A 22,159-nucleotide genomic window follows, 5' to 3' on the forward strand; every position below is an offset into this window, starting at 1 on the left:
ACATACTATCAGTATGAGGGATTATGCGCTTAATCTTTGCTTAATTAAACCAGAAACTTTACCTAAATCGGCTTTACCTTCTGCTTTTGCTTTGATTAGACCCATAACTTTACCCATGTCTTGCATACCTGCTGCGCCTGATTCGGCGATTGCAGCATCAATCAAAGCTAAAATTTCTTCTTCAGTCAAAGGCTGAGGTAAGAAAGCTTCAAGCGCTTCAATTTCATTGGCTTCAATTTCGGCTAAATCATCACGACCCGCATCTTTATACTGGGTGTATGAATCACGGCGCTGTTTAACTAACTTAACTAAAACAGAGGTAATACCTGCATCATCTAGTGTCGTTTTATTGTCAATTTCACGCTGCTTGATTTCAGCAAGAACCATACGAATAGCACCAAGGCGAACCTTGTCTTTTGCTTTCATAGATTCTTTTTGTGCTTCTTTTAGCTGTATTAAAAGGCTCATTTATACAAGACCAAAAACAGATTAGTATAATTTAACGCGACGTGCGTTTTCGCGAGAAAGCTTCTTCATGTGACGCTTTACTGCAGCAGCTTTTTTACGCTTACGCTCTGCTGTTGGCTTTTCATAGTGCTCGCGACGACGAACTTCTGAAAGGATACCTGCTTTTTCACATGAACGCTTGAAACGACGAAGTGCTACGTCAAACGGTTCGTTCTCTCTTACTTTAATTACTGGCATTAAAAATTCACCTACCTAATTTATGAGCTAAGCTCATCTGATCAAATAATGACCACGTGGTTCAAAAATGGTGCGGTATTGTAAGCCGAAGCATTACCGCGTGTAAAGACTAAATTTTAGCAAATTACTTAGCATTTTCTTAATTTCGCTGATAAAGCCTGCAAAGTACTTGTCCTGCTTGTTTTTCTTTTAATACTTGCCAATTCTCAGGGGCATCAAAAGTACATTCTTTTTCGACTTCAACATAGATTAATGCCTCATCAGCAAGCCATTTATTCTGCTCGAGTAAGTGGCAACTTGGTTCGGCAAGCCCTTTTCTAAAAGGTGGGTCAACAAAAACCAAATTAAACTTAGCACCTTGATTTTCAATAGTTAAGTGCTCAATGGCACTCGTGTTTATTATGTTTGTATTATCTAGTTTTAAGGTATTGGCATTGTTTTTTAATTGTTCAGCTGCCTTTTTATTTAGTTCGATAAAGGTTGCATGTGCTGCAAATCGTGATAAACATTCAAACCCTAAGCCGCCAGACCCTGCAAAGCAATCAAGTACATTGGCACCTCTGGTATCTTGCATTAACCAGTTAAACACCGTTTCTTTGATTCTATCAGTCGTTGGGCGCAGTCCTTCTAAATCACTAACAGGTAACTTTCTGCCGCGGAATTGGCCACTAATGATCCTAATAAAGCCATTATTGTTGGTTCGTTGAGGTGCTGATTTTTTTCTCATGCTTTTGACATCAAACTGATTGTTATTTGGTGCTTAAATTAACCTAGGCAGCATTTTTACTACCTAGTGTTACGTGATACACTGGGCAAAGTTTTCAGTACAACTCTTATTAGCTAACGAAAAGCTTTGTTCTACCAGAGTGAGTTAGTTTATCAGACTTTATCTATATGGTATTTAGCGGGTATGGGAAAAAAGAATAAATTTCTGTCTTGGTTAGGTTTTGGCAAAAAAGACGAAGAGCAACAAAAGACTCAACAAGCAGAAGAGCAGGCGCGATTAGAAGCTGAGAAGTTGGCGCAAGAAAAAGCCGAGCAAGAACGTATTGCAAAAGAGCAAGCGGAGCGTGAAGAAGCAGAACGTTTAGCTCATGAGGCTGAGGTAGCTGAGCAGGCTCGATTAGAAGCTGAGAAATTAGCACAAGAAAAAGCTGAACAAGAGCGCATTGTAAAAGAGCAAGCCGAGCGCGAAGAAGCGGAACGTTTAGCTCGTGAGGCCGAAGCTGCTGAGCAGGCTCGATTAGAAGCTGAGAAGTTAGCACAAGAAAAAGCCGAGAAAGAGCGCATTGCAAAAGAGCAAGCGGAGCGTGAAGAAGCGGAACGTTTAGCTCGTGAGGCTGAAGCGGCTGAGCAGGCTCGATTAGAAGCTGAGAAGTTAACACAAGAAAAAGCCGAGAAAGAGCGCATTGCAAAGGAGCAAGCGGAGCGTGAAGAAGCTGAACGGTTAGCTCGTGAGGCTGAGGCGGCCGAGCAGGCTCGATTAGAAGCTGAAAGACTAGAACAAGAACGCATTGCTAAAGAACAAGCCGAACGTGAAGAGGCAGAGCGTTTAGCACGTGAAGCAGACGCGGCTGAGCAAGCGCGTTTGGAAGCTGAAAAGCTAGAACAAGAACGCATTGCTAAAGAACAAGCCGAACGTGAAGAGGCAGAGCGTTTAGCACGTGAAGCAGACGCGGCTGAGCAAGCACGTTTAGAAGCTGAAAGACTAGAACAAGAACGTATTACTAAAGAACAAGCCGAACGTGAAGAGGCAGAGCGTTTAGCACGTGAAGCAGACGCGGCTGAGCAAGCGCGTTTAGAAGTTGAAAGGCTAGAGCAAGAACGTATTACTAAAGAACAAGCTGAACGTGAAGAAGCAGAGCGTTTAGCGCGTGAAGCAGAGGCGGCAGAACAAGCACGTTTAGAAGCTGAAAGGCTAGAGCAAGAACGTATTGCTAAAGAACAAGCTGAACGTGAAGAAGCAGAGCGTTTAGCTCGTGAAGCAGAAGCGGCTGAGCAAGCGCGTTTAGAAGCTGAAAGGCTAGAACAAGAACGTATTGCTAAAGCACAAGCCGAACGTGAAGAAGCAGAACGTTTAGCACGTGAAGCAGAAGCGGCTGAACAAGCACGTTTAGAATCAGAAAAACTAGCTCAAGAAAAAGCCAAAGCGGAAAAGCCTAAAAAAGAAGGTTTCTTTTCTCGCCTTAAAAAAGGTCTTTTAAAGACAAAAGCAAATATTGGCTCTGGTTTCGCCTCTATCTTTAAAGGAAAGAAAATTGATGATGAGCTTTTTGAGGATCTAGAAACGCAACTGCTTACCGCTGATTTAGGTGTCGATACAACCATGAAACTCATCGACAACCTGACAGATGCTGCTGACAGGAAGCAACTCAAAGATGGTGAAGCGCTTTACGACTTAATGAAGCAAGAAATGGCAGAAATGCTAAAAGTTGCAGAAAAGCCATTAGAAATTAATGCGGATAAAAAACCATTTGTGATTTTAATGGTGGGCGTAAACGGTGTTGGTAAAACAACGACAATTGGTAAGCTTGCCAAGCAGTTCCAACAAGAAGGTAAGTCAGTGATGTTGGCTGCAGGTGATACTTTCCGTGCGGCAGCAGTAGAGCAGCTACAGGTTTGGGGTGAGCGTAACGATATTCCAGTCGTTGCTCAGCATACAGGTGCTGATAGTGCATCAGTGGTATTTGATGCTTTCCAAGCTGCGAAAGCACGTAATGTTGATGTGCTAATTGCCGATACTGCGGGTCGTCTTCAGAATAAAGACAACTTAATGCAAGAGCTTGAAAAAATTGCGCGCGTTATGAAGAAGTTAGACCCTGATGCGCCGCATGAAGTCATGCTAACCATAGATGCGGGTACTGGTCAAAATGCCATCAGCCAAGTTAATCTATTTAATAAAGCGGTGGGTTTAACAGGTATTACTTTAACTAAGCTAGATGGCACCGCGAAAGGTGGTGTTATCTTTGCTGTTGCCGATAAGTTTCAGATCCCTATTCGTTATATTGGTGTCGGTGAAGGCATTGATGACTTGAGAACTTTCAAGAGTGATGATTTTATCGAAGCGCTATTTAGCCAAGACGATTAACCAAAGAAATAAAAGGGAGTGTTTGCTCCCTTTTTGGTCTCAAAATAATAAAAGATAGTGAAGGCCTGACATGATCCGATTTGAAAATGTAAGTAAGACTTACCCTGGCGGCCATAGAGCGTTAGAAAAAGTCAGTTTTGAATTAGCTGATGGTGAGCTAGCGTTTTTAACTGGCCACAGTGGAGCTGGTAAAAGTACGCTGTTAAAGCTTATTAGCGTCATGGAAAGGCCGTCAGCGGGTCATGTATACATTAATGGCGTTAACTTAAACGTTGTCAAAAATCGACAAATCCCCTACGTACGCCGTGATATTGGGATTATTTTCCAAAACCACCGACTGTTAGATAGGTATAACGTGTTTGATAATGTGGCGCTGCCATTAGTGATTGAAGGGATGCACCACAAAAATATCACCAAACGTGTTCATGCTGCGTTAGATAAAGTGGGACTTTTAAATAAAGTAAAATGTCAGCCCAGTACTTTATCTGGCGGTGAGCAACAACGTGTCGGGATTGCGCGTGCTATCGTAAATTCTCCACCTTTATTACTTGCAGATGAACCAACGGGTAACTTAGACCCAGAATTATCAATGGAAATTCTCAAGCTGTTCGAAGATTTCAATCGGCATGGCACCGCTGTGTTAATCGCCACCCATGATTTGGGGCTAATCGCTAGAATGAAGTATAAAAGTCTCACTTTGGATCATGGTCGCTTAATCACAGATCCATTAGCGCAGGGGGTGTTATGAGTTTACTTTTTAAAAGTCGTAACTCCCAAGGTGGTAGCAATAACCGTAATGGCATTAGCGCACTGTATTTTTCGCTACTGAACTTTATTCGCCAAGGTGTAAATAGTTTAGGTGAGATGTGGCGAACGCCAATCGCCTCTTTAATGACGATTTTGGTATTAGGGTTGAGCTTAACCTTACCAGCGACTTTATATGTGGTAGTGAAAAACGTACAACAAGTGAGTAGTGGGTTTAGTGATGCTGCTGAGATATCATTATTCGTAAAAGAAGAGCTCAATGATGCGCAAACGCAGACATTGGTAAAACGTTTAGCACTCTATCCAGAGATTGAGAGCGTCAGTTATATTTCGAAGTCTCAAGCTCTAAAAGAATTTAAACAAGTATCAGGCTTTGGGCAGGCGTTAGATTACCTAGATGAAAACCCATTGCCGAATGTGGTGCTAGTGACGCCGACCGTGCGCTATAGAAAGCCGCAAGCTGCTCAGCAACTCCTGGCTAAACTTGAAGCTGAAAGAGAGGTCGAATTCGGTAAACTAGATATTGCCTGGTTAGAGCGCTTGAACGCACTTTTAAGTCTTTTAAAAGAAAGTGTATTTACAGTGGGCTTATTACTACTCAGTGCAGTGATACTTATTATAGGTAATACCATTCGCTTATCTATCATGGATAAGAAAGAAGAGATCCAAGTTTTAAAACTGGTTGGTGCAACAAATGCTTTTATTCATACGCCATTTATCTGGACTGGTATATGGTATGGCGTAATAGGTGGATTTGTCGCATTCATGAGTGTGGTCATGATGCTATGGTGGCTAGAGTCAGCAGTGGCTATGGTAGCAGGTGTTTATCAAAGTAATTTTGTATTGACCGGCTTAAATGGCAACGAGTTATTAATTTTACTCTCACTAGCAGTTGGTCTTGGCTTTAGTGGTTCTTATATTTCTGTTAGAAAATATATTAAAGACATAGAGCCAGACAAAGTTTAATTTAAGATAAATAGAGAGTGCTAAAATTAGCGCTCTCAGCAACTTTTATGAGCTTAATTGTCATTTATCTGTCATATCATTGCGTTAGATTCATAACTTGAAACACTTTTAAATTTATTTCAATAATCACTTTTTCTATATTTATCATTGGTTTATTTTTTTAATTCCAAAATTGAATAAAACTCCTTGCAATTAAGAACAGAAAAGTATTATATAGGTGTTAGCACTCTTGAGGTGAGAGTGCTAAAATCAGCTAAAATGTTTATCACTGAGGTGAAAAATGAGTAACGATATTTACGCAATGGCCCTGACAACAGGACAACAAAGCGCAAGTTTAGATGGCTACTTACAAACTGTAGGCCAAATTCCTATGCTTGATGCTGAGCAAGAGAAAGCACTAGCGACTCGCTTACATCAAGATGGTGATTTAGAAGCTGCTAAGCAACTTATTGTTTCTCACCTTCGCTTTGTAGCGCACATCGCTAAAAGCTATGCGGGTTATGGTCTGCCGCAAGCAGATTTAATCCAGGAAGGAAACATCGGTTTAATGAAAGCAGTAAAGCGCTTTAACCCTGAAGTAGGTGTTCGCTTAGTTTCATTTGCTGTTCATTGGATTAAGGCTGAGATCCATGAATATGTATTGAAAAACTGGCGTATCGTAAAAGTTGCGACGACTAAAGCGCAACGTAAATTATTCTTCAACCTACGTAAGAATAAGAAGCGTCTAGGTTGGTTTAACCAAGACGAAGTGGCGACTGTTGCTAACGAGTTAGGTGTTAGTGAAAAAGAAGTACGTGAGATGGAATCTCGTATGAGTGGCCAAGATATGGGCTTCGACTTAACATCTGATGATAATGATGATGCGCCAGCAAGTAGCTTCTCTCCTGTACAGTATTTAACAGATCAAAGTGGTGATTTGGCTGATGTTGTTGAAGAAGAGCAATGGCAAGAGCAATCTCAAAATCGCTTATTTGCAGCATTAAAAACCTTGGATGAGCGCTCTCAAGATATCATTAGCTCACGTTGGTTAGCTGATGAAAAGGCTACCTTACAGGATTTAGCTGCTAAATATAATGTGTCAGCTGAACGAGTAAGACAGCTTGAAAAATCAGCAATGAAGAAGCTGCAGTCAGCAATGCACTAAACTACAAAAAATTTCACAAAATGCCGCTAAATTTAGCGGCATTTTTTATGCCCGCAATAAAATTACAATTGAGCTTACAAGTGTTCGCTAATTGATTATAATGCCGTGCTGATTTAAATAGGAGTATGGGTTTTGTTAGCTGTTTTACGTGTAATAGCTATGGCGCTATTTATTGTGTTGAGTTGTGTTTTTGGTTTATTGCTCTCAATCATTAGACCTTTTCATAGAAACAATGTGCATATTATTGCTAGCTGGTTTGGCAAAATGTCGACAGTGGTAGGGGTTAAGTTAGAAATTAATGTCGAACCAAGTGCTAAAAAAGTTGGCCCTGCCATTTATGTAGCAAACCACCAAAACAACTATGACCTATTCACCCTACCTGCGGCAGTTCCTGAAAATACCGTGAGTATGGGTAAACACAGCTTAAAGTGGATCCCATTTTTTGGTCAGCTATATTGGCTTTCAGGTAATATTCTTATTAACCGAGGCAACCGTTCTAAAGCAATGGGCACTTTGGGCAAATCGGTAGCAAAAATTAAAGAAAATGGTTTATCTGTTTGGATGTTTCCAGAAGGGACTCGAAGCTATGGACGAGGCTTGTTACCGTTTAAAACCGGTGCATTTCATACCGCAATGAATGCAGAGGTGCCTGTCGTACCAGTTTGTATGAATTCAACCCATGATACTATTAAGCTAAATCGTTGGGACAATGGTACAATCTATATTGATGTATTGGCACCGATCACCCTTGATAAAGAAATCAGTGCCAGAGACCATGCTAGTGCAACTCATAAGCTAATGGCTGAACGTATTGCACAACTTGATGACAAGGTAAAAGAAGATAATGGAAAACTGGCGCGAAATTAGTGAAGAAATCGTCGAGTCTTTAATTGAAGACGGCTCTTCAGCTGAAAAACTTTACGAAGTTGAACACCACTTTGTAAGTGAAGATTTTAAGCAATTAGAAGAAGCGGCACTAGCTGCATTTAAACTTGGCTATGACGTAGAAGACCCTGCAGAACTAGAGCTTGAAGATGGCAGTAAGATCTGGGGTTTTGATGTTGTTGTTGAAGCTGAATTAGATGTTGACGTTATTATGGAAGACGTTGATAAGTTAGCTGCGCTTGCAGTTGAATGCAGAGTCGAATATGACGGTTGGGGCACTTACTTCCAAGAGTAGGATGAACTCACCAGAAGTTATGAAAAGGAGCTAAAGCTCCTTTTTTAATGCACTTTTTATAATATTTTTCTAGGGCGAATGTATTAAATTTCGTTTAAAAGATAGACGGGTTGCGTTGAAAAATGATACAAACCATTCTTGTATTTAATTTGTTAAATTTATGTGCTTATGCTGGTTTCTTTGCCAATCTCTGAATTACAACCTGGGATGTTTGTAGATAGTGTATGCAAACAGCGCAGCGATGCCAAAATAAAAATAAAGTCCCGTGGTATGGTGCGGGATCAGGCGATTATTGCCCAGTTGCTTTCCAAAGGCGTGACGGAATTAAAAATAGACTTTGCTCAAAGTGATATTGAAGTTCCAGAAAAGTATCGACCAGCCCCAAAAAAAGAAGAAAGCAAAACATCTGAAAAAGTCTCTCATTCTGAAATAAAAAAAGCGGTCAAATCTTCTGTCGCAGAAAAATCTTTAGACCAAGAATTTGCCAAGGCAAGTCAGCAATTTGATCAACATTCTCAACAATTAAAAAATTTATATAACGACCTAACCATAGGTGCAAAGCTCGATGTTTCCCTGCTTAACCAGGTTAGCAATGAAATAGTCGACTCAGTTTTACGTAACAGTAATGCGATGGCTATTTTGAGCCGCTTAAAAGACAAAGATGGCTACAACTGGCGTCACATGATCAATTGCACCATTTTAATGAGTGTGTTTGCTAAGTACTTAGGTATTAAAAATGAGCAAATTCAGCAGTTAGCACTTGGCGCGATGTTACATGATGTAGGCCATACAAAATTACCTCAGGGGATCATCAATAAAACTGAAAACCTCAACGAGTTAGAGTTTAAAGCGCTAAAGAAGCACGTGGTGCAATCGTTGGGGTTGGTAAAAGGGGAGTCAGGGATCAGCCCGCTGGTGATGGATATGATTTTAAACCATCATGAAAGAGTGGACGGCTCAGGCTACCCAAGAGGCTTATCGGGCCCTAAGATCAGCAAACCAGCCAGAATGATGGCCATTGTAGATGTTTATGATGCAATGACGTCAGAGCGCCCTCATCAAAATGGTGAAGAGCCCATTCATGCTCTGCGCTACTTACTGGCTAACAAGCATCAATTTGATGCACAGTTAGTGCAAAAGTTTATAAAGTGCTTAGGGGTCCATCCTGTTGGGACCATTGTACGTTTAACTAATGATAGGTTGGCACTTGTGCTTGAAGGGAATAAACAATCGCCTATGAAACCTAAGGTGAAAGTATTCTATAACACTAAGCACAAGCATCATATCACAGGAAAAGATCTTGATTTACATGCAGTTGAAGATGAAATTAAAGTCGTTGCCAGTGTTAGACCTAGTGATTACGAGCTCAATTTATCCCGCCTGTTAAGGTCTCATCTTTTAGTTTAGGTGATTCGGAGCGTGTTAGAGCTTGCCATTTTGCAGACAATACCGCACCGAGTTGACAGCTTGTCATCATAATCAGCCATAAAATAGTGCCTTGCTCAGTATGGAGTGCAAAGCAGCTAAAGGCCAAAGAAATGAGTGCCGCTAAAATTGTGCCTAACCAGAAAAGGTTGATAGGATTATCACATTGTCCTGCCTTATTACAGGCACAGTAGTTGGCTTTACAAAAGCAATAAACACTTAACCCTGCAAACATCAAAGAGACTAGAATAAGCATGACGAACATGATGAAGGCTCCGTTTTATGTTCCTTTAAAAGATAAGGCTTAGTTTAAAAAGGAGCCGAAAGATTGTCAATCTAAATGAGAATTAATATTATTTAATTCTAGAAACGGTAGCCAATATGAATGCCACCAATAGATTTCACCTTTTCAGTGTCAGCTTGTTCGCAGAAAATGAAACACTCACCATCTTCTTCTTTTACGCCAAAACTCGCGCCTATATAGAAGCCTTCTTTACCTTGGTTACTGAAGTAATAACTCGCTTTTGCGACTAGGAATCCGTCACTTGCATAGGCAGCTTGTTGTCCAAAGGTAAGTCCTAAATCGACATGATCATTTAATTGATATTCATAGCCAAATGCATAGCCAATAATACCTATTGAGGCAAATGCGCTATGCTTCTCATTTATTTCATATATGTATTTTGCGCCAAGAACCCCACCATGTTCAAAGTGGCCTGCACCAAAAGACCAAGATGAATTATCATTTGCATGAATTGAAAGGCTGACGATAGACAATGTTGATGCGAGTAAAAGTTGTTTAAGCATGGTAAATCCGTTTATTATTTTTATTGTCGATGAGTGTATCAATATGTTTTTATTTTGGAAACAAAAACGCGAGCTTAAGCTCGCGTTTTTATAAGGTTTAGCAATGATGAAAAGCGGTATTACAAACTTTCAATCTTCGCTTTTTGTTCAAGTAATTTCGCTTTAGCATCAGAGTATTCGGCTAGCTTATCTTTTTCTTTAGCCAGTACTGCTTCTGGCGCGTTATTTACGAACTTCTCGTTAGCTAATTTGTTATTAACTTGAGCTAAGCCTTTCTCTGCTTTTTCAAGCTGCTTCGCGATACGAGCTAGTTCAGCTTCAACATCGATTAGGCCAGCCATTGGGATCATGATCTCAAGGTTACCAACATACGATGTTGCACATGCTGGTGCATCGTCTTTGTTATCAAGTAACGTGAACGCTTCAAGCTTAGCAAGAGACGCTAAGAAAGCTTCGTTTTCCGTTAAGCGACGCTTGTCTTCGTCAGAGGCATTAGCAAGCAATACCGATAATGGTTTGCTTGGGCTGATATCCATTTCACCACGGATGTTACGAATAGCAAGAATGAATTGTTTAACCCATTCTAGGTCGTCCATCGCTTGGCTATCAACATTAGCTTCATTGTATACAGGGAAACCTTGAACCATGATGCTAGTGCCTGCAGTTTCGATACCTGCAAGTGGTGCCACGCGTTGCCAAATCGTTTCTGTGATGTAAGGCATTAACGGGTGCATTAAGCGAAGTAGGCTTTCTAATACCGTGATTAAGGTATGACGAGTGCCACGTTGCTGTGCTTCGTTACCTTTAAACAATACTGGTTTAGTAAGTTCTAGGTACCAGTCACAGAATTGGTTCCAAGTGAACTCATAAATGGTGTTTGCAGCTAGGTCGAAACGGTAGTTGTCTAGATGCTCAGTGTAAGTTTTAACAGTTGCTTCAAACTGGCCTAAAACCCAACGATCAGCGAGTGAGTATTGTTTTTCAGCATCTGTAGCGAAACCACAGTCTTGCTCTTCTGTGTTCATCAATACGTAACGACTTGCGTTCCATAGTTTGTTACAGAAGTTACGGTAACCTTCAAGACGGTTCATATCCCAGTTGATATCACGACCTGTTGAAGCCATTGCTGCAAGGGTGAAACGCAGTGCGTCTGTACCGTGTGCTTCGATACCGTTTTCGAATGTTTTACGGGTGTTCTTCTCAATCTTCTTCGCTAGTTGTGGCTGCATCATGTTACCAGTGCGCTTTTCAACTAGGCTTTCAAGATCGATACCGTCAATCATGTCGATAGGATCAAGTACGTTACCTTTCGATTTAGACATCTTATCGCTGTTTTCATCGCGGATAAGACCAGTTACGTAAACGGTTTTAAATGGTACTTGTGGCTTGCCGTCTTCATCTTTGATGAAGTGCATGGTCATCATGATCATACGCGCAACCCAGAAGAAAATGATGTCGAAACCTGTTACCAATACGTCAGACGGGTGGAAAGTTTTTAAATCATCAGTGTTTGCAGGCCAGCCTTGCGTTGAGAAAGTCCAAAGCGCAGATGAGAACCAGGTATCTAAAACGTCTTCGTCTTGCTTAAGTGCAACATCATCAGCAAGGTTGTTATCGCGACGTACTTCAGCTTCGTCACGACCAACGTATACGTTGCCTTCGTTGTCGTACCAAGCTGGGATGCGGTGACCCCACCAAAGCTGACGTGAAATACACCAGTCTTGTACGTCGTTCATCCACGAGAAGTACATGTTCTCGTATTGTTGAGGTACAAATTGAATGTCGCCATTTTTAACGGCTTCTTTTGCTGGCTCTGCAAGTGGTGCTACGCGCACGTACCACTGATCAGTAAGAAGTGGCTCAATCACTACGCCAGAACGGTCACCGTAAGGAACAGTTAGGCTGTGATCTTCAATTTTTTCTAATAGACCAAGTTCTTCAAATTCGCTCACAATCGCTTTACGTGCATCAAAGCGGTCAAGGCCGTGTAAGCGTTCAGGAATTGGCGCGTCTAATTCAAGCTCTTTACCGTCGAATGTGTAGCTTTCGCCTTCGCTTAATACCGCTGCATCTTTGTTGAAGATGTTGATCATTGGTAGTTGGTGACGTTTACCTACTTCGTTATCGTTAAAGTCGTGGGCAGGCGTGATTTTCACACAACCTGTGCCTTTTTCCATGTCGGCATGTTCATCGGCAACAATTGCAATACGACGGTTTACGATAGGCAGTAAAATTTCTTTACCGATTAGGTCTTGGTAGCGCTCATCATCAGGGTTAACAGCAACACCTGTATCACCTAGCATAGTTTCAGGACGTGTTGTCGCAACAATGATGTAGTCTTTACCGTCTTTAGTTTTTACGCCGTCAGCAAGTGGGTAACGTAAGTTCCACATATGACCTTGTTTGTCTTTGTTTTCAACTTCAAGATCAGAAATCGCAGTGTGTAGCTTAGGGTCCCAGTTAACTAGACGCTTACCACGGTAGATTAAATCTTCTTTGTGAAGGCGTACGAATACTTCTTTAACCGCTTCAGAAAGGCCTTCGTCCATAGTGAAACGCTCACGGTCCCAATCTACAGAAGCGCCTAAACGACGTAATTGTTTAGTGATAGTGCCGCCAGAGTGGTTTTTCCACTCCCAAATTTTATCGATAAATGCATCGCGGCCTAGGTCGTGACGTGTTTTACCTTCTTCAGCAGCTAACTTACGCTCAACAAGCATTTGTGTTGCGATACCTGCGTGGTCTGTACCTACTTGCCAAAGCGTGTTGTTACCTTGCATGCGCTTATAGCGAGTCAGCGTGTCCATGATGGTGTCTTGGAAAGCGTGGCCCATATGTAGGCTACCTGTGACATTGGGTGGCGGGATCATAATTGAGTATGCTTCGCCTTTACCTGATGGCTTAAAGTAACCATTGTCTTCCCAGTCTTTATATAAAGACTGTTCTATATCTTGTGGATTATAGGTTTTATCCATTTCACAGAACCTTAATTAGTGCTTAATTTTCAATTTCTTGAGTTGAAATATTGGCGCCGAGCTGACGTAAGTGCACAAAGCGCTGACGCGCGGCTTGCTTGGCGTTTTGCTCCGTCGGTACAAAATCATATACCTGACTGAAGCGTCTTATAAAGTCGGGTAGGGTGGTGGCTAAATTAATTAGCACATTGCGTCTACCAACGGGAGGTGTTTGGCCAATCTCAACAGGGGCTCCGCCTTTTGGGCCTTCGCCTTGCAGGTTGTGGGGCACAAAACTGTCGGGTTCGAAACACCATAATTGCTCATCAATCAGATGGGCGTCATCAATCGAATCGACGTAGATAAACACACGATGGCCAGCTCTAAACTGCTTAGCAGCAGCGCGAGCGGCAAGATCAAAATGAGCCGGGATAGATACTTCCGGCTCATTATTTTGTTTTAACACATAAAATCGTGCGTTGATGGTCATAAATTCGCTTCAAATTACATATTTTAACGGTTTTGCAGAGTTAAAATAAGCGTTCAAAATAAACCCGCATTTTGACACAGAACGAACTGACCATCAATCACTCACAGCGGTTAATCTGCTTGGGTTTCAGTTGGTCCAACACGATTTAATAGGTATTGTGTCAACATAGGTACAGGTCGACCTGTCGCACCTTTGTTTTTACCGCTTTTCCAAGCCGTACCCGCAATGTCTAAGTGTGCCCAATTGTACTTTTTGGTGAACTTAGATAAGAAGCATGCTGCAGTGATAGTCCCTGCTGCACGACCGCCTAGATTTGTGAAGTCAGCGAATGGGCTATCTAGTTGCTCGTGATAGTCATCCCACAGTGGTAGTTGCCACGCACGGTCGCCACTTTGCTCAGATGCTTTTAATAAGTCATGAGCAAGTGGGTTGTGATTTGACAGTAAACCCGTTGCGTGTGCACCGAGAGCTACAATACAGGCACCCGTCAGAGTTGCTACATCTACCACAATTTCAGGCTCGAATGCTTCAACATAAGTCAGTGCGTCACATAATACTAGGCGACCTTCCGCATCTGTGTTTAATACTTCGACTGTTTGACCTGACATAGTAGTTAGGATGTCGCCCGGGCGGTAGGCGTTTGAGCTTGGCATGTTTTCACAGCCAGCTAGCACACCAATAACATTTATTGGTAATTGAAGCTCTGCAACTGTGCGCATTAAACCTAGTACGCCTGCAGCACCACCCATGTCATATTTCATTTCGTCCATGGCTTCGCCAGGTTTGATTGAAATACCACCTGAATCGAACGTCAGACCTTTACCAACAAAAACAACTGGTGCTTGCTCTTCAGGCGCACCATTGTAGTGGATCACTGACATAACCGATTCGTTATCACTGCCACGGCCAACTGCTAGGTATGAGTGCATACCTAATTCTTCCATTTCTTTTTCACCGACTAGATTTACAGAAATGTTGTCAAAAGATTCTAATTCTTGAGCTTGCTCACCTAAATAACGAGGGTTACAGATGTTTGGTGGCATATTGGCGACGTCTTTACACAGTTTTGCACCTGCAGCAACGGCAAGACCATGTTCAATGGCGTTTTCGCCAATGGTTAACTCGCGACGTGTTGGTACGTTGAATACGATTTTACGAAGCGGGCGGCGTGGATCTGTTTTTTTGCTTTTTAACTGATTGAATGTATACAAGCAGTCTTGTGTTGTTTCTACTGCTTGACGTACTTTCCAGTATGTATCACGGCCTTTAACATGTTGCTCAGTTAAGAAGCACACCGCTTCCATCGAACCTGTTTCATTTAATGTGTTGATCGTTTTAGAGATGATTTGTTTATATTGTTTGTCATCTAGTTCACGTTCTTTACCGCAACCAACAAGTAGTACGCGCTCACTTAAGATGTTTGGAACATGATGAAGTAGTAATACTTGACCTGGCTTACCTTCTAAGTCACCACGACGTAGTAAATTAGAAATGTAACCTTCACTGATCTTATCCAGCTGCTCACCGATTGGAGACAAACGGCGCGGTTCATAAACGCCAACTACAATACAGGCACTGCGCTGTTTTTCGGGGCTACCACTTTTTACGCTGAATTCCATTGTGACTCCTGAGTCTAAATTATGTCTTTTTGAACTTTATCTGTCTTCGCTTATCCATATCATAAATGCATGATTATCTAATATGCTTAGTATGATATTTGGTTTTGATGACATATAATAAACTGACTAAAATAATCAGTTTACTCAATTTTTCCTACTATTCCAGTGAAACACGATGTTTTATAGGGGCATATTTTGCTAATTTTTCGCTACCTAACAGCTGAAGTCTTGAAGTCGCAAATTGCTGTCTTTCTCACTTTAATGACTATTTTTGTCTCACAAAAGTTTGTCAGAATATTAAGTGATGCAAGTGATGGTGGCACTCCCAGCGATTTAATTCTTTCATATCTGGCACTCAAATTACCTCAATTGGCGGTTTATATACTCCCTTTAAGTTTGTTTTTAGGGATTATATTGGCCTACAGCCGTATTTATGCCGACAGCGAGATGACCGTGCTTAAAGCGTGCGGTGTGAGTGAATGGTATGTAGTGCGTGTAACGCTGGTATCAAGTGTGGTTTTTGCTTTATTAGCGGGTGCCTTAAGTATGTATGTGGCACCTTGGGCGAATGAAAAAGAATACCAGCTAAAAGAACAAGCTGAAGCAGATGCGGGATTATCTAGTTTAAGGGCCGGGCGCTTTCAACAAACTGGCAATGAAAAAGCCGTGGTGTTTATCCATGATATTAACCAGCAAGGTAGAGAATTAAACAAAGTATTTGTTGCTCAGTTACCTGATAAAGAATCTTCACAAGCCGCGCGCTTAGTATATGCTCAAACAGGGCGTGTTATTGAACAAGAAACTGGCGAGCAGCAATTACAACTTGATAATGGCTTTCGTTTTGAAACTGACGGTCAGAGCCAAGCTTTGAGTAAAACCGAGTTTGGCACTTATCAAGTACAGATCCAAGAGCAAGAAATAGAGCATCAGCGTCGCAAGCTAGAAGCTATTCCGTCAATGCAGTTACTTGAACTGGGCACACCTGAAGCCATTGCACAATTTCAACTTCGTCTTTCGACACCTATCTCTATTATTTTACTCACGCTTATGGCTGTTCCTTTGAGTGTCGTAAACCCAAGGCAAGGTAAGTTTGCAAAGTTGGTACCTGCTATTGGTTTATACCTAGGTTATTTTATTCTTCTCAATGCGGGTAAGTTTTTAGTTGCAGAAGGAAAAGTACCTACTGCGGTAGGGCTTTGGTGGATTCATATTAGTGCACTGTTTATCGGTGCTTATTTAATAGCGAAAGGTCGTCCATTTGGCGTCTGGTTGCGTTCATTATTTGCTAAGCGAGCACAAACAGCATGATGAAAACGTTAGATTGGTATTTAGGCCGTAGTATCTTACAAACAACCAGTTTTGCATTACTGGTCTTTGTTGGTATTAATACGCTGATTAAGTTTATAGAGCAATTAAAGTCTGTAGGCCGAGGCTCCTATGACATTGCTGCGGCTTTACTTTACACCTTATATAGCATGCCTTCAGACATTGTTGTGTTTTTCCCTATGGCCGCGCTAATAGGTGGTTTGATGGGGTTAGGTGCGCTGGCATCGAGCAGTGAGCTGGTTGTTATGCAAGCTGCAGGCTGGTCAAGGCTACAAATTATTGGTTCGGTCATGAAAACGGCGATCATTCTGGCACTCTGTATGATGGCATTAGGTGAATGGGGGGTGCCGCAGTCAGAAAAAATGGCGAAGCAGATCCGAAATCATGCCATATATGGTGGAGAAGTCTTTAATGCGCAACAAGGCGTATGGGCCAAAGATGGTAATAACTTTATAAATATCGGCAATGTTGAGCAAACCGGCGAACTAAAAGATGTAAGTATTTATCATTTTGATGATTCACTGGCATTAACAAAAGTCACTCGTGTTGAGGCTGCCAAAAGTGTTCCTCAAGGGTGGCAGTTTCAAGGTGTGGAAGAGATGACGGTAGCGGGTGAGCAAATTACCACTCAATATAGTGAATCAATGCTCTATGCGTCTCAGCTCACTGCCGAGAAACTAGATGTGGTTTCTGTAGACCCTGAATCATTGTCTTTTAAAGGTTTGATGTCGTACTTAGCTTACTTAGCGCAGAATGATCAAGATACCAGCACCTATGATTTAGCGCTTTGGCGAAAGGTGATGCAGCCTCTAACAATCGCAGTGATGTTGCTGGTTGCACTGTCATTTATTTTTGGCCCTCTGCGTTCTGTTAGTATGGGCGCGCGCATTATTATGGGAGTTGTAACGGGTTTAGCATTTCATTTAAGTAATGAGATTTTTGGGCCTATCGTTATGGTTTATAACGTCCCCGCATTTATAGGCGCTGCAATGCCGGCCGTACTGTTTGTATTGGTGGCAACTGTTTTATTGAAACGCCAGCAGTAGTGCTGAATTTAAAAGAAAAAAGCCAGCATCTGCTGGCTTTTTTTCTTTTAAGAGACTTTTATTAGTGGTCTCTAGAAACTGATAAGTTAGCTAAAGCTATGAGCGCTTGTTTGTAATCAGACTCAGGTAAAACACTTAAATAGTTGATTGCTTTTTGTGCTTCATCACGCGCTTTCTCCATCGCAAAATCAAGCGCCTTGGTGTCAGCTAAGGTTGCTAATATGTCATCTAGGAACTGCATGCCATTACCTGTTTCAATGGCTTCTCTAATTTGTGTTACTTGTTGCTCAGAGCCTTTTTGCATCGCATAAATAAGCGGTAATGTAGGCTTGCCTTCGGCTAAGTCATCGCCTAAATTTTTACCCATTTGAGTAGCATTTGCGCTGTAATCTAAAACATCATCTACAAGTTGGAAGGCTGTGCCTAAATGCATACCATATAACTTTAAGGCGTCCTGAACTTCAATACTTTGCTCAAGTACAACAGCTGGCAACTGAGTGGCTGCTTCAAACAGTTTTGCAGTCTTACTGTAAATAACCTGCATATAACTCTGCTCAGTGGTATCTGGGTCATTACAATTCATTAACTGCAGTACTTCACCTTCTGCGATGACATTGGTTGCATCAGCTAAGATTTGCATTACCTGCATGTTCTGTAAGCCGACCATTAACTGGAATGAACGAGTGTAAATAAAATCACCAACCAAAACACTTGCTGCATTTCCAAACTCAGCATTTGCTGTAGGTTCGCCTCTTCTTAGGGCCGACTCATCTACTACATCATCATGAAGTAAGGTTGCGGTATGAATAAATTCGACGATTGTCGCTAGGGTTATATGCTTGTTGTCATTACAACCAAGCGCACGGGATGCAAGTAGGGTGAGCATTGGTCTAATGCGCTTTCCGCCACTATTCACGATGTATAAGCCTAGCTGATTTACTAGTGCTACATCAGATTGCATTTGTGCATGAATAAGTTGATTGACGTCTTGCATGTCTTCTGCAATTAACGTCTGGATAGCTTTGATATCCATCTTGCTCCGAGCCAAGTTTGGTAATGATAAAACGCGCGAATTGTACTACAAAAATTACGTAAGCTCGATAATTAGTCGTGAATGAGATCAAAAAAACTATTAAATTAATGGTTTGCCTATTTATTGAGCTGAAATAAAGGTGTTTAGTTACTGTTTTAGGGAGCTCGATTTAGGTTATTTAAAAGCTTATAAATCGACGAAAAATAACTTTGGTTTATAGCGATTTTTAGATAGACTGTCACAAAATAGTAATTCGCCCTCGTCGTAGCTAATTTTTATGCAAAATCTACAAAAATAGGGTTGCGTGAAGTTTCACATTAGCGTAAACTTCGCGCCCTATTGAAGAATATTAAGTTGCGTCGATTTGAGGGCGCACAACGGAGTTAAATATGTACGCGGTTTTCCAAAGTGGTGGTAAACAGCACCGTGTGACTGAAGGTCAAACAATTCGTCTAGAAAAATTAGACGTTGAGACTGGTGCAGCAGTTGAGTTCGATTCAGTACTTTTAGTTGCTGATGGTGAGAAAATCGAGATCGGTGCACCGTTCGTAAACGGTGGTAAAGTGACAGCTGAAGTTGTTTCACACGGTCGCGGTGAGAAAGTTAAGATCGTTAAATTTAGACGTCGTAAGCATTCTCGTAAGCAGATGGGCCACCGTCAGTGGTTCACTGAAGTTAAAATCACTGGCATTAGCGCTTAATTTTTAGAGGTACAGAAAGATGGCACATAAGAAGGCAGCTGGTAGTACTCGTAACGGTCGCGATTCAGAAAGTAAACGCCTAGGTGTTAAACGTTTCGGTGGCGAATCAGTTTTAGCGGGTAGCATCATTGTTCGTCAACGTGGTACTAAGTTCCACGCAGGTTCTAACGCAGGTATCGGTAAAGACCACACTATCTTTGCAAAAGCAGATGGTAAAGTAGTTTTCGAAACTAAAGGTCCTTTAAACCGTAAATACGTTAGCATCGTTGCTGAGTAATCGGTAAAGATTCAGAAAAACCCCGCTACGGCGGGGTTTTTTTTTGTATGTAAATTATTTTAGGTCTTTATCTAGCAACGCAACTCTAGTGAGCAGGAAGCAACTGCTTGAGTTATAATTTGCTATCAGACCTCCCAAAACAGAGAGAAACCATGAAGTTTGTCGATGAAGTTGTAATTAGAGCTGAAGCTGGCGACGGCGGCAGTGGCATAGTGTCATTTCGCCGTGAAAAATATGTTCCTGATGGTGGCCCTGATGGCGGTGATGGTGGTGATGGTGGTAGTGTTTATCTCGTTGCAGATGAAAACTGGAATACATTAATTGATTATCAGTTTGAGCGATTCCATCGTGCTGAGCGAGGCACTAATGGCCAATCGCGTAACTGTACAGGTAAAAAAGGTGCAGACCTGTTCCTAAAGGTACCTGTTGGTACGCGTGTCACTGACGAAGACACTGAAGAGTGTTTAGGCGATTTAACACAACATGGTCAAAAGTTGCTTGTTGCTAAAGGCGGCTTCCATGGTTTGGGTAACACGCGCTTTAAGTCGAGTGTAAACCGAGCGCCAAGACAAAAAACATTGGGTACACCAGGTGAAGTTCGTAACCTTAAGTTAGAACTTATGTTACTTGCTGATGTTGGATTGCTAGGTCTGCCAAATGCAGGTAAGTCGACGTTTATCCGAAGTGTTTCAGCAGCTAAACCTAAAGTCGCTGATTACCCGTTTACAACTCTTGTACCAAACCTTGGTGTGGTTCGCCCTGAAGCGAGTAAATCATTTGTGATTGCGGATATTCCTGGTCTGATTGAAGGTGCTTCAGATGGTGCTGGCCTTGGCATTCGTTTCTTAAAGCACCTAGAGCGTTGTCGTGTGTTATTACACATTGTTGATGTGATGCCAATTGATGGTACAGATCCGGTAGATAACGCCTTCTCGATCATTAACGAACTACATCAGTACAGTCCTAAATTGGCTGATAAGCCTCGTTGGTTAGTGCTTAATAAGATTGATTTACTTCCAGAAGACGAAGTAGAAGAAACTTGTGAGCGTATCGCTGAAGAGCTTGGTGCCGAAGTTGTATATCGTATCTCAGCTGCAAACAAAAAGAATACTCAACCCTTGTGCTATGACATTATGGCGTTACTTGAGAGTATGCCTAAAGATAAGTTTGAAGAAGAGCAAGCGGAAGAAGAAGTTGAGTTCAAGTGGGATACTTATCATCGCGAAGCGAAGAAAAATGCGCAGGATGATGACTGGGATGACGACTGGGATGAAGATGATTATGATGTGGAAGTTATCTACGAGAGATAACTTTTAATAAAAAGGGCTTTTAAAGCCCTTTTTTAATACTAAATGCTTAGGGAGCGACAATGATTATTTCTATGATTGCAGCAATGGCGAATGATCGTATTATTGGCGATGATAATCAGATGCCATGGCATCTACCTGCTGATCTGCAACATTTTAAGCGTGTCACCATGGCTAAGCCAGTGGTCATGGGGCGAAAAACATTTGAATCAATAGGTCGTCCATTACCTGGGCGCCGCAATATTGTGATAACCAGAAATGCAACTTATAAAGCAGAAGGAATAGAGGTTGTTTCAAGCCCTGAAGAAGCTTTGACGCTGTTAGAAGGTACGGAAGAGGTGATGGTTATAGGAGGTGGTAATATCTATAGTCAATTCTTACCATTAGCAGAACGTTTATATTTGACCTTTATTGATCTAACAGTTGCTGGTGATACGCAATTTCCTGATTATGAAAAAGACTATCAATGGGTAGAAATAGAGTCTGAGACTAATAAGCCAGATGAAAGAAATAAGTATGGCTATACCTTTGTAACTTTACATAAAAAGTTATGAGTTTGTTGCGGTAGATTATATTGGTTGCTACAATTATATACGTATTCTGTTACGAACAAAGTATTAAAGGGTCGACGAAATGAAATTATCTACCGCACTTGTATCAGCTTCGCTGGTTGTTGCGTCTTTTTCTTTTAGCTTTTCAGCACAAGCCAATGAGCAATTGGCTGCATCACTGTGTGAATATGTTGCTGCAGACGATAAAGGTGGTTTGCGTAAAAAGCTGAAGAGCTCTCGTCTAAAAATAAGGAACATTTTCGATGGCGTGTTATGTAATGGTAATAATCTGTTACGTCATGCGATTGCTAGTAATGCGGTAGGTGCCGGCGAGTATATTGTAAAAAATTTACCTAAAAGCAAATTATCAGATGGTGCTGATATTGCTTGGGCTGAGAGCAACGGTCACGGTGGGTCAGCTTTAATAGGTACAATTAAAGCGCGTGCAGGCTTATAAGCACAAAGAATCAATATAATTCTAAAAGCCAGAAGATAATTCTTCTGGCTTTTTTGTTTTTTATTGAAATTAAAGCTTATTTAGCTTTTATTTCAGTGTGCTTTTCAATCAGTTAGTTTAAAAGATAAACATAAGTTAGATGTATTGAGCTAAGCTGCATATTCTATGAGCATTTGACAATAATTTACTATAAAAGTGTTTGACTTATTTTCGTAAGCCTTTATTATACGCATCCACAAGACGGAGAGGTGGCCGAGTGGCTGAAGGCGCTCCCCTGCTAAGGGAGTATAGGGTTTGTAGCCCTATCGAGGGTTCGAA

23 protein-coding genes are annotated in these 22,159 nt (G+C 41.5%); 14 read left to right on the forward strand and 9 right to left on the reverse strand.

The annotated features are described in order from the left end of the window. Positions 1-21: 21 nt before the first annotated feature. The 3 genes from AC1HJP_RS16210 to rsmD all read right to left on the reverse strand — a co-directional run bounded on the left by AC1HJP_RS16210 (position 22) and on the right by rsmD (position 1,432). A complete protein-coding gene (locus AC1HJP_RS16210) occupies positions 22-468 on the reverse strand; it encodes a GatB/YqeY domain-containing protein (RefSeq protein WP_480362689.1) in 447 nt (148 codons plus the stop codon). A gap of 21 nt (positions 469-489) precedes the next feature. After that, a complete protein-coding gene (gene rpsU / locus AC1HJP_RS16215; protein ID WP_010362466.1) occupies positions 490-705 on the reverse strand; it encodes a 30S ribosomal protein S21 in 216 nt (71 codons plus the stop codon). A gap of 139 nt (positions 706-844) precedes the next feature. Next, a complete protein-coding gene (gene rsmD / locus AC1HJP_RS16220) occupies positions 845-1,432 on the reverse strand; it encodes a 16S rRNA (guanine(966)-N(2))-methyltransferase RsmD (protein ID WP_480362690.1) in 588 nt (195 codons plus the stop codon). A 183-nt stretch (positions 1,433-1,615) separates the two neighbouring features. Between rsmD and ftsY the strand changes: the two genes are divergently transcribed. The 7 genes from ftsY (at position 1,616) to AC1HJP_RS16255 (ending at position 9,255) form a co-directional block, all read left to right on the forward strand. After that, positions 1,616-3,793: a signal recognition particle-docking protein FtsY gene (gene ftsY / locus AC1HJP_RS16225; protein WP_480362691.1), complete on the forward strand. Its 2,178-nt coding sequence runs from the start codon at positions 1,616-1,618 to the stop codon at positions 3,791-3,793. Between the two features lie 70 nt (positions 3,794-3,863). After that, positions 3,864-4,541 carry a cell division ATP-binding protein FtsE gene (ftsE, locus tag AC1HJP_RS16230; RefSeq protein ID WP_349285457.1) on the forward strand — a complete coding sequence of 226 codons (678 nt, stop codon included), beginning with the start codon at positions 3,864-3,866 and terminating at the stop codon, positions 4,539-4,541. Next, positions 4,538-5,524, forward strand: a complete 987-nt coding sequence (gene ftsX / locus AC1HJP_RS16235; RefSeq protein ID WP_480362692.1) for a permease-like cell division protein FtsX — start codon at positions 4,538-4,540, stop codon at positions 5,522-5,524. The genes ftsE and ftsX overlap by 4 nt, the downstream gene beginning before the upstream one ends. Before the next feature lie 280 nt (positions 5,525-5,804). Beyond that, a complete protein-coding gene (gene rpoH, locus AC1HJP_RS16240; protein WP_058030946.1) occupies positions 5,805-6,668 on the forward strand; it encodes an RNA polymerase sigma factor RpoH in 864 nt (287 codons plus the stop codon). A gap of 132 nt (positions 6,669-6,800) precedes the next feature. Beyond that, positions 6,801-7,535: a 1-acylglycerol-3-phosphate O-acyltransferase gene (locus AC1HJP_RS16245; protein ID WP_480362693.1), complete on the forward strand. Its 735-nt coding sequence runs from the start codon at positions 6,801-6,803 to the stop codon at positions 7,533-7,535. After that, positions 7,513-7,848, forward strand: a complete 336-nt coding sequence (rraB, locus tag AC1HJP_RS16250; RefSeq protein WP_480362694.1) for a ribonuclease E inhibitor RraB — start codon at positions 7,513-7,515, stop codon at positions 7,846-7,848. Before AC1HJP_RS16245 ends, rraB begins: the two co-directional genes overlap by 23 nt. Before the next feature lie 168 nt (positions 7,849-8,016). Further along, positions 8,017-9,255 (forward strand): cyclic di-GMP phosphodiesterase, encoded by a 1,239-nt coding sequence (locus AC1HJP_RS16255; RefSeq protein ID WP_480362695.1) that lies wholly within the window; start codon positions 8,017-8,019, stop codon positions 9,253-9,255. Here AC1HJP_RS16255 and AC1HJP_RS16260 read toward each other — a convergent pair. From AC1HJP_RS16260 to pepA, 5 genes are all read right to left on the reverse strand, one after another. Then, on the reverse strand, positions 9,215-9,538 hold the full coding sequence (locus AC1HJP_RS16260) for a hypothetical protein (RefSeq protein WP_480362696.1): 324 nt from the start codon (positions 9,536-9,538) through the stop codon (positions 9,215-9,217). The genes AC1HJP_RS16255 and AC1HJP_RS16260 overlap by 41 nt on opposite strands. A gap of 98 nt (positions 9,539-9,636) precedes the next feature. Next, positions 9,637-10,080, reverse strand: a complete 444-nt coding sequence (locus tag AC1HJP_RS16265) for a hypothetical protein (RefSeq protein ID WP_480362697.1) — start codon at positions 10,078-10,080, stop codon at positions 9,637-9,639. A gap of 119 nt (positions 10,081-10,199) precedes the next feature. Further along, on the reverse strand, positions 10,200-13,055 hold the full coding sequence (locus AC1HJP_RS16270) for a valine--tRNA ligase (RefSeq protein ID WP_480362698.1): 2,856 nt from the start codon (positions 13,053-13,055) through the stop codon (positions 10,200-10,202). A gap of 22 nt (positions 13,056-13,077) precedes the next feature. Continuing rightward, on the reverse strand, positions 13,078-13,524 hold the full coding sequence (locus AC1HJP_RS16275; protein ID WP_130257318.1) for a DNA polymerase III subunit chi: 447 nt from the start codon (positions 13,522-13,524) through the stop codon (positions 13,078-13,080). Between the two features lie 110 nt (positions 13,525-13,634). Next, a complete protein-coding gene (pepA, locus tag AC1HJP_RS16280; protein ID WP_480362699.1) occupies positions 13,635-15,143 on the reverse strand; it encodes a leucyl aminopeptidase in 1,509 nt (502 codons plus the stop codon). Between the two features lie 195 nt (positions 15,144-15,338). Between pepA and lptF the strand changes: the two genes are divergently transcribed. Both lptF and lptG read left to right on the forward strand, forming a co-directional pair. Next, a complete protein-coding gene (gene lptF / locus AC1HJP_RS16285; protein ID WP_480362700.1) occupies positions 15,339-16,451 on the forward strand; it encodes an LPS export ABC transporter permease LptF in 1,113 nt (370 codons plus the stop codon). Next, the gene (gene lptG / locus AC1HJP_RS16290; RefSeq protein ID WP_480362701.1) at positions 16,448-17,515 is read left to right on the forward strand and encodes an LPS export ABC transporter permease LptG; all 1,068 of its coding nucleotides are present in this window, start codon (positions 16,448-16,450) and stop codon (positions 17,513-17,515) included. The genes lptF and lptG overlap by 4 nt, the downstream gene beginning before the upstream one ends. Before the next feature lie 61 nt (positions 17,516-17,576). Here lptG and ispB read toward each other — a convergent pair whose 3' ends face one another. Next, complete coding sequence (ispB, locus tag AC1HJP_RS16295; RefSeq protein ID WP_480362702.1) at positions 17,577-18,548, reverse strand: octaprenyl diphosphate synthase; 972 nt, start codon at positions 18,546-18,548, stop codon at positions 17,577-17,579. 389 nt (positions 18,549-18,937) lie between these two features. On the opposite strand from ispB, the gene rplU reads away from it, so the two are divergent. From rplU to AC1HJP_RS16320, 5 genes are all read left to right on the forward strand, one after another. Then, positions 18,938-19,249 carry a 50S ribosomal protein L21 gene (gene rplU / locus AC1HJP_RS16300; RefSeq protein ID WP_058030935.1) on the forward strand — a complete coding sequence of 104 codons (312 nt, stop codon included), beginning with the start codon at positions 18,938-18,940 and terminating at the stop codon, positions 19,247-19,249. Between the two features lie 19 nt (positions 19,250-19,268). Next, positions 19,269-19,526, forward strand: a complete 258-nt coding sequence (gene rpmA / locus AC1HJP_RS16305) for a 50S ribosomal protein L27 (RefSeq protein WP_058030934.1) — start codon at positions 19,269-19,271, stop codon at positions 19,524-19,526. A gap of 152 nt (positions 19,527-19,678) precedes the next feature. Continuing rightward, complete coding sequence (gene cgtA, locus AC1HJP_RS16310) at positions 19,679-20,836, forward strand: Obg family GTPase CgtA (protein ID WP_475162701.1); 1,158 nt, start codon at positions 19,679-19,681, stop codon at positions 20,834-20,836. A gap of 59 nt (positions 20,837-20,895) precedes the next feature. Beyond that, positions 20,896-21,387, forward strand: coding sequence for a type 3 dihydrofolate reductase (gene folA / locus AC1HJP_RS16315; RefSeq protein ID WP_480362703.1), 492 nt, complete (start codon positions 20,896-20,898; stop codon positions 21,385-21,387). A 79-nt stretch (positions 21,388-21,466) separates the two neighbouring features. Further along, positions 21,467-21,841, forward strand: coding sequence for a DUF3718 domain-containing protein (locus AC1HJP_RS16320; RefSeq protein ID WP_480362704.1), 375 nt, complete (start codon positions 21,467-21,469; stop codon positions 21,839-21,841). Positions 21,842-22,159 lie beyond the last annotated feature (318 nt).

Source organism: Pseudoalteromonas sp. NFXS53 (assembly GCF_056629255.1).